Raw genomic sequence first — 7,344 nt, 5'->3', positions numbered from 1 at the left:
GAGCGAGTGGCTAACTCTTACTCGGCGGGCATCCCACCCACTATATGTTACGACCTAAGCCCGGTCGCTCTGCCTGGCACGTATTACTATTGATTACCGAACCATCCCATGGGTTGTGGAGCAGTATTTTTGTACACATGCTTTAACTCAGTATATTCCTCAAGACCCTCTTTACCCATTTCTCGACCTATACCAGACTGTTTATATCCTCCCCAAGGAGCTTGAGGAAAATTGATATGAAAATCGTTTACCCAAACAGTTCCAGCAAGCAATTGTCCAACGACACGTTCAGCTCGATTGGTATCCTCTGTCCACACGGCTGCAGCTAATCCATATCTAGTATCGTTCCCCAATTGTATAGCTTCTTCTTCTGTATCAAATGTTTCAATAGTCAGGATAGGGCCAAACGTTTCCTCTTGGACAATACTCATTTTTGAATGGCAATGATTAAATATAGTCGGTTCAATAAAAAAGCCCTTTTGTAACGTTTCACCTTCTGGTCTTTTTCCACCAACAGCCAACTCTGCACCTTCTTCAATCGCAATCTGAATGTAATTATCTACATTATTCAGATGAGCAGCAGAGACGAGAGGTCCCATTTCCGTTTCTGGATCTAACCCGTCACCCATTCGAATATTCTTAGCTCTTTTGACAAGTTCATTCACAAACTCATTATGAATCGATTTTTCAACTAATAGTCTTGTTCCTGCGTTGCAAGCTTGACCTGTTGTAAAGAAGATAGCATTTAATGCATAATCCACGGCAGTTTCAAATTGAGCGTCAGCAAAAATTATATTCGGGCTGTTCCCTCCCAACTCAAGGGATGTCTTCTTAAAATTACTGGTTGCTGCCTGCATAATTGTTCTGCCTGTTTCTGTCCCCCCTGTAAAAGAGACTAAGTCTACATCTAAACTTTCTGCTATTTCTTGTCCAACTGTTGAGCCTTGTCCCAAAACCAAATTTATAACACCAGAAGGAAAACCTACTTCTTCCATAATCTCTATTAACTTTATTGTGGTTAATGGTGTAAGCTCACTTGGTTTGATTACCATTGTATTACCAGCGGCAATAGCAGGAGCGACTTTATATGATAATTGCAGTAAAGGAAAATTCCATGGGCTGATCAAACCACAGACACCAACTGGTTCTCTCACAACTCGACTTACTGAGTTTGGGTTAGGAGAATTAATGACACTTCCTCCATCTTTATCAGCTAAACCTGCATAATACTGAAACACATTAGCAACACCGTCAATATCGCCGATGCTTTCCGTAAGCACCTTCCCTGTATTTAACGTTTCGAGACGTGCCAACTCGTCTCTTTCCTTCCTTATCGACTGAGCGATTTGATAGAGCAGATCTCCTCGCTCTTCTCCAGTCAATTGTCTCCAATCTTCATTATTAAATGCTTTTCTGGCTGCTTGAATGGCATATATCGTATCCTCGCGATTTCCTTCAGCAACTGTATCAATCACCTCTTGATTATAAGGGTTAATAACTTTTCGTGTTTCACCAGTCTTCGATTTAACCCATTCTCCATTAATATACATCTTTCCCAATGGTATCCCTCCAAGTATTTTGGAATTTCTTCAATTACGTATCAATATACTAGAAACATCTCTGTGTTAAGCTAGTATTTTTTCCATCCTTAATCAGCAATATATCTATCCCCTACTATACATTAATTCCCTTAGTTAACTTTTCAGGGAAACCTTCAGCACGAAGTTCTTCCCCTACTTCGTCTTCAAGGAGTTTTGCAATTTGTGGTGATTCAGCCTGTCCACCATACTTTTCTATACCTTCTTCATAAATATCAGCAACAAGCTCAGCAAGACGAACTGGAACACCATTTTGCTCAGCAATTTCTAATGCAAAACCGATATCCTTACGCACAAGTTCCATTGAGAATAATATGTTATAGCTCCCATTAAGGATAACTTGACCCTCGGTTTCATGCACAAAACTGTTCCCAGAGCTCAAGCGAATTGCTTCATAGGCTGTTTTAAGATCAATTTCTGACTTTTTTGCAAGCATTAGCGCTTCTCTAACACCAGCTAAGTTAATGAATGCAAGCATATTAGTAATAACCTTAATAGTTGTGGCTTTACCTAGATCCCTATCTATGTGCAATACCTCTCCACCCATAACGTCTAATAACGGTCTTACATGCTCCAGGATATTTGCTTTGCCTCCACATAGAATGGTCACATCTCCTGAATCAATAAGATGTATACCACCTGTAACAGGGGCTTCTATCGTTTCAACACCTTGGCTGGATGCAATTTCTGCAAGACGTATAATTTCAGACTCAATGTTCGTTCCCATCTCCATCCAGATTGTACCAGGGGAGAGTGTTAAGAATGCACCTTTGTCACCTGTCAACACCTCATTGACTGCTGCTGAAGATGGAAGGCTAGTAATCAGAACATCTACACCAGCAGCTGTTTCAGCTGGTGTCTCCCCCCATGTTGCTCCAAGCTCTAATGCTGGCTCTGCCTTTGAACGATCAAGATCATTTACCGTGACTTGATAACCCTCACGAGCAAGGTTACATACCATTCCCAATCCCGCACTTCCTAATCCAATAAATCCTATTTTCATTTTAAATCCTCCGCATCTTATTAGTTAAAAATGGAACATTATGGTTTTGTCACTTTAATCCCCTAGCATGTCATTGTCTTTTAACCACTTTTTGGCCACGTTTTTCACTTGTTTTCCTTTGATATCCACTTGGTAGCTCAGTTTAACTATAATTTCGGCATCCAGTTTGTTGGCAAGGTCCGCGGTGAGATCCTTTAATTTTGGGTACTTATCCAATACATCTTGATGAATGGATACCGCCGCGCGATAAGATGGAAAGAAGCTTTTGTCATCTTTCAAGACGACCAAATTTTGATCTTTAATTTGAGGATCGGTAGTGTTAACCTTAACTGCATTAACTTCCCCTTTTTCAATCGCACCGTACTGCAAGCCGTCCTTCATTAGTTTCATATTTTCCGAGCCAAATTCGAACTCGTAGCTTTTTTCTAATCCTTTAATGCCATCAGAACGGTTGGCAGTCTCCGTATCGGTAGCCAACTGAATCTTATTGGGGTTTTTGTTGATATACTCAGCCAAATCACTAAGTGACTCAATTCCTAATTCATCTGCTTTCTTTTGTTGCATGGCGATTGCATACGTATTATTCACACCTGACATGTTGATCCAATTAATGTCGTTTTTCTTTTTATCGATCTTTTTGACCGTTTCAAAGGACTTCTGGGGATCGGAAATCGGCTCTTTTTTCAAATAGTTCACGAGGCCAGTGCCTGTATAATCCCACGTGAAGTCTACTTGTTTGTTGAGTAAAGCCTTCCGAAGCGCAGAACTTCCGAGATTGCTTTTTTCCTTGACCTTGAATCCGTTGTCCTCTAAATACAGAGCTGTAATTTTAGATAAAAGAAATTGTTCAGTATAATTTTTTGAACCAATCGTTACTTCCTTGTCATCGTCTCCGCTGGCTGAGGAACTTCCACAAGCCGCAAGCATTCCAGTTATAAAGGTACATGATAAAATTAATATTAAAAGTTTTTTCATTATAGTTATATCCTCCTTGATACAATGTTTTGACTAATATCGTTTAATTCATGCAGTTTTCCCATTTTGTCACCAATGTCTTGAATTTTTCTGGTTGTCTATTAGGCTATGATTTACGATGTTTTCCTAACTGGCATCGGTAATTGATTTCCGCAAAGATTTGGGAACCACAATTCTTTCAGCCAAGCGAAATAGAAAATCCACAGCGAGTGCGAGCAAAGTGAGCGGCACAGCTCCTGACAATAGATAGGAATTATCAACTAAACTGATGCCAGTATTAATCCAGTTTCCAAGTCCCCCTGCCCCGATTAGAAAAGCAAGAGCAGCAGTGCCGATATTAATGACAACCGAGGTTCGGATGCCGGCCATAATGGAATAAGCGGCATTGGGCAACTCAATTCGAAACAAGATTTGATGGGGTTTCATTCCCATTCCTTTTGCCGAATCAATCAAATCATTACTAATGGAATCAATGCCGGCAACCGTATTGCGGAGAATTGGCAAGACTGAATAGATAAACAAAGCAAATACGGCAGGCTTAAATCCAAGGCCTAAATAACCCATAGCAAGGGCCAACACAGCAAGGCTTGGTAATGTTTGTCCTAAATTTGCTAAAAACATAAACGGCCATTGAATTCGACGGAACGTCTTTCTAGTAACCAAAATACCAACTAACAATGCCATCACTATCGCTATAAACGAGGATAGTCCAACAATCTTTAAATGTTGCTTTAGCAATAATAAAAATTTGTCAGGTTGATTAAAAATTTTACCAAAGTATCCATTTCGAAAGGCCCACACAAAAAACACAATAACCAGGGCTATGAATAGAAATCGAATAATTGTGGTGACCCACCGGCTTATATTCATTGTTCCACCCCTTGCAGAGACGCTGATCCCCTGATTATTTCATGTAAATAGGCTTCAATTCGATCTGAGGTGATAGCGCCTAAAGGTTTATTGAACTCATCTATTACGACAAGCTGGCTAGCCTCCTGATTTAAAAGCGTAGAAATGGTGTCTCTTAAATTATTATTTAAGGAAATTTGTCGACTGCCTTCTGCATTTACATCAACTGGCTTTAAATCAAAGGATTCAATCAAATCTCTGACTGAATAAAGACTCAAACTTTTTAGCGCTCGATCATTTCCAAGGAACCGGGCAATGAACTCACTGTTGGGATGAGTGAGGATATCCGAAGGATGGTCATATTGCATCAATTCTCCTTCCTTGAAAATTGCCACTTTATCTCCCATTTTAATCGCTTCATCAATGTCGTGGCTGACAAATAAAATGGTCTTCTTAACCTTTCTAAGGATAGACAAAAGTTCCTCTTGCAAATGCGTACGATTGATCGGGTCCAAAGCGCCAAATGGTTCATCCATCAACATTACGGGTGGATCAGCGGCTAATGCTCGAGCAATACCGATACGCTGTTGCTGTCCTCCGGATAGTTCAGAAGGATATCGCTTCTGGTAGTGTTTAGCATCCAGACCAATTAACTCCATCATCTCAAGGTAACGGTCATGTTTTTTCTTTTTGCTCCAACCTAACAAGTCAGGAACAATGACGATGTTTTCTTTGATCGTCATATTAGGAAAAAGACCATTACTCTGAATCACATAACCGATACTGCGGCGCAATTCAATCGGATCCATCGATGTAATGTCTTTTCCATTAACTCTAATAGTTCCTTCCGTAATGGGAACCAGACAATTAACCATGCGGAGGAGCGTCGTTTTACCGCACCCTGAAGGCCCCAATAAGACAACGGTATTTCCTTCGGGTACATGGAAACTAACATTATTGACGGCTTTTGTACGACTGCTATTGTATGCTTTCGTAACATTTTCAAATTCAATCATATATTCTCACCTCAAATACACTCCTTTATGATGATTTAGCCCCTTTAGGTGTTAGCCACAATTGTAAAAGACCAAGCAAAGCATCCGCGACAATCGCCAAAATAGCAACCGCAACAGACCCCCCGATGATCAAAGGTTCACTATGGCGACCAATACCTTGGTTAATCATGACGCCGAGTCCGCCAGATCCAATAAATGATGCAATCGTTCCAATACCGATATTTAATACAACAGCCGTTCGAATCCCTCCCATAATCAAAGGCATAGCATTGGGGATTTCTATTTTTCGCAAACGCTGCCAAGTCGTCATACCAATGCCGTTGGCTGCATCACGAAGGTCTGGATCCACATTTTTAATAGCCACATATGTGTTGCGGATAATCGGGAGTTGTGAATAAAGAACTAAGGCGACCACACCGGGAACAAAGCCGATTCCCTGGTTAATAATGGATAGGACAGGGATCATAATTCCGAATAAAGCAAAACTCGGAATCGTTATCATAATAGAGGCCAATTGTAAAACCATCTCTGCAAGAGAATCATTGGTCGTTAAGTAAATAGCGAGTGGAATTCCAATTGCAATGGCAATAATAATTGCCAAACCAACGAGTTCTATATGTTCTACTGTTAAAGACAGCAATGTTTCCTTGTAATCGACAGCAAAATCCATAATTTTTTGAATCATAATCGATATACACCTCCCTATCATAAGCGTTTCATTTGTAAGTGTCTTTCTTTCCAAGATCATACCCTGAAAATTATCAAAAGTTAGAGACACTGATACAAACAGGAAAATCGCTGAAGATGAATTAAGTCTAATAGCATACAAACTTGACAGTCAAGAAGTATTTTTATAAACAGTACAAACAAATTGTTTAATTTATAGTGTACAGACTTTTCTAACCCGCATCATTGCAGTGTTTCAACGGTCGACAATATATAACAAAAAAATTTGCTTTTTATGAAGAAAATTTTCCTTTTACTAAGGTATTTAATTTATTAAAGAGAAATTTTCCTTAAAATCCTTGTTTAATTTGTCGAAGTATATTAGACTAATTTTTAAACGTTTTAGATGGGTGTGAGACTATGGAATCTAGCATGACTAAAATCACAGACTTTACCATGGATTTCTTTAGCCTAAAAGGAAAGGTAGCTATGGTTACGGGTGGAAACTCTGGTCTGGGACAGGGGTTTGCACTTGCTTTAGCCAAAGCAGGTGCAGACATTTTTGCGGTAAGCATGGAAGAAGACGACAATGAAACGAAGCATCTTATTGAAGCGGAAGGAGTGAGCTATCATTTAGAACTAGCCGACATTACAAAAGATGGCGTATGTAAACAACTCATTGATAATTGTGTTGATACATTTGGTAAAGTTGATATTTTAATTAATAATGCTGGTATCGGCATCAATGAACCAGATGTTACGAAATTCACCCGCACTCAATGGGATAAGATGATTTCGGTTAATTTAACAGCTGCTTTTGAAATGGGTAGTGAAATTATTAAATATATGATTCCACAAAAAAGCGGAAAAATCATTAATGTATGCTCGCTATTTTCTTTCCTCGGCGGACAGTGGTCTCCGGCATATGCTGTGACAAAACACGGACTTGCGGGTTTTACAAAAACTTATTGTGATGAGCTTGGGCAATATAATATTCAAGTGAATGGAATTGCGCCCGGCTATTTTGCAACAAATGTTACAAGACAAACTAGAGAAAACCCTGAAACCAACCAAAAAGTGTTGGATCACATTCCTGCCAACCGATGGGGCAATATCCTTGATCTAATGGGGACACTTGTATTTTTAGCATCGGATGCTTCCAATTATGTGAACGGGACAATAGTCAATGTAGATGGCGGTTACTTGGTACGATAAAAATTAAAGAAAGAGGTGCGCG

General features: G+C 39.7%; 7 protein-coding genes. 1 reads left to right on the top strand and 6 read right to left on the bottom strand.

Annotated features, from left to right (window positions below; all coding sequences use genetic code 11):
- Positions 1-86: 86 nt before the first annotated feature.
- The 6 genes from betB to ABDZ72_RS03885 form a co-directional block, all read right to left on the bottom strand.
- Positions 87-1,550, bottom strand: coding sequence for a betaine-aldehyde dehydrogenase (betB, locus tag ABDZ72_RS03910; protein ID WP_343751300.1), 1,464 nt, complete (start codon positions 1,548-1,550; stop codon positions 87-89).
- 124 nt (positions 1,551-1,674) lie between these two features.
- Complete coding sequence (locus tag ABDZ72_RS03905) at positions 1,675-2,601, bottom strand: NAD(P)-dependent oxidoreductase (RefSeq protein ID WP_343751298.1); 927 nt, start codon at positions 2,599-2,601, stop codon at positions 1,675-1,677.
- A gap of 54 nt (positions 2,602-2,655) precedes the next feature.
- The gene (locus tag ABDZ72_RS03900; protein ID WP_343751296.1) at positions 2,656-3,576 is read right to left on the bottom strand and encodes an ABC transporter substrate-binding protein; all 921 of its coding nucleotides are present in this window, start codon (positions 3,574-3,576) and stop codon (positions 2,656-2,658) included.
- Positions 3,577-3,702: 126 nt separating this feature from the next.
- Positions 3,703-4,446 (bottom strand): ABC transporter permease, encoded by a 744-nt coding sequence (locus ABDZ72_RS03895; RefSeq protein ID WP_343751294.1) that lies wholly within the window; start codon positions 4,444-4,446, stop codon positions 3,703-3,705.
- Positions 4,443-5,441 (bottom strand): ABC transporter ATP-binding protein, encoded by a 999-nt coding sequence (locus ABDZ72_RS03890; protein WP_343751292.1) that lies wholly within the window; start codon positions 5,439-5,441, stop codon positions 4,443-4,445. The genes ABDZ72_RS03895 and ABDZ72_RS03890 overlap by 4 nt, the downstream gene beginning before the upstream one ends.
- Positions 5,442-5,466: 25 nt before the next feature.
- Positions 5,467-6,126 (bottom strand): ABC transporter permease, encoded by a 660-nt coding sequence (locus tag ABDZ72_RS03885; protein WP_343751290.1) that lies wholly within the window; start codon positions 6,124-6,126, stop codon positions 5,467-5,469.
- 401 nt (positions 6,127-6,527) lie between these two features.
- On the opposite strand from ABDZ72_RS03885, the gene ABDZ72_RS03880 reads away from it, so the two are divergent.
- Positions 6,528-7,322: an SDR family oxidoreductase gene (locus tag ABDZ72_RS03880; RefSeq protein WP_343751289.1), complete on the top strand. Its 795-nt coding sequence runs from the start codon at positions 6,528-6,530 to the stop codon at positions 7,320-7,322.
- Positions 7,323-7,344: the final 22 nt, after the last annotated feature.

The organism is Lentibacillus halophilus (assembly GCF_039522485.1).
GTDB lineage: Bacteria > Bacillota > Bacilli > Bacillales > Amphibacillaceae > Lentibacillus > Lentibacillus halophilus.
This window is presented reverse-complemented; position numbering and strand designations above follow the sequence as displayed.

Excerpts from the sequence above, each read along its gene's own strand:
- betB (WP_343751300.1), bottom strand. The coding sequence starts at position 1,550 with ATGTATATTAATGGAGAATGGGTTAAATCGAAGACTGGTGAAACACGA.
- ABDZ72_RS03905 (WP_343751298.1), bottom strand. The coding sequence starts at position 2,601 with ATGAAAATAGGATTTATTGGATTAGGAAGTGCGGGATTGGGAATGGTA.
- ABDZ72_RS03900 (WP_343751296.1), bottom strand. The coding sequence starts at position 3,576 with ATGAAAAAACTTTTAATATTAATTTTATCATGTACCTTTATAACTGGA.
- ABDZ72_RS03895 (WP_343751294.1), bottom strand. The coding sequence starts at position 4,446 with ATGAATATAAGCCGGTGGGTCACCACAATTATTCGATTTCTATTCATA.
- ABDZ72_RS03890 (WP_343751292.1), bottom strand. The coding sequence starts at position 5,441 with ATGATTGAATTTGAAAATGTTACGAAAGCATACAATAGCAGTCGTACA.
- ABDZ72_RS03885 (WP_343751290.1), bottom strand. The coding sequence starts at position 6,126 with ATGATTCAAAAAATTATGGATTTTGCTGTCGATTACAAGGAAACATTG.
- ABDZ72_RS03880 (WP_343751289.1), top strand. The coding sequence starts at position 6,528 with ATGGAATCTAGCATGACTAAAATCACAGACTTTACCATGGATTTCTTT.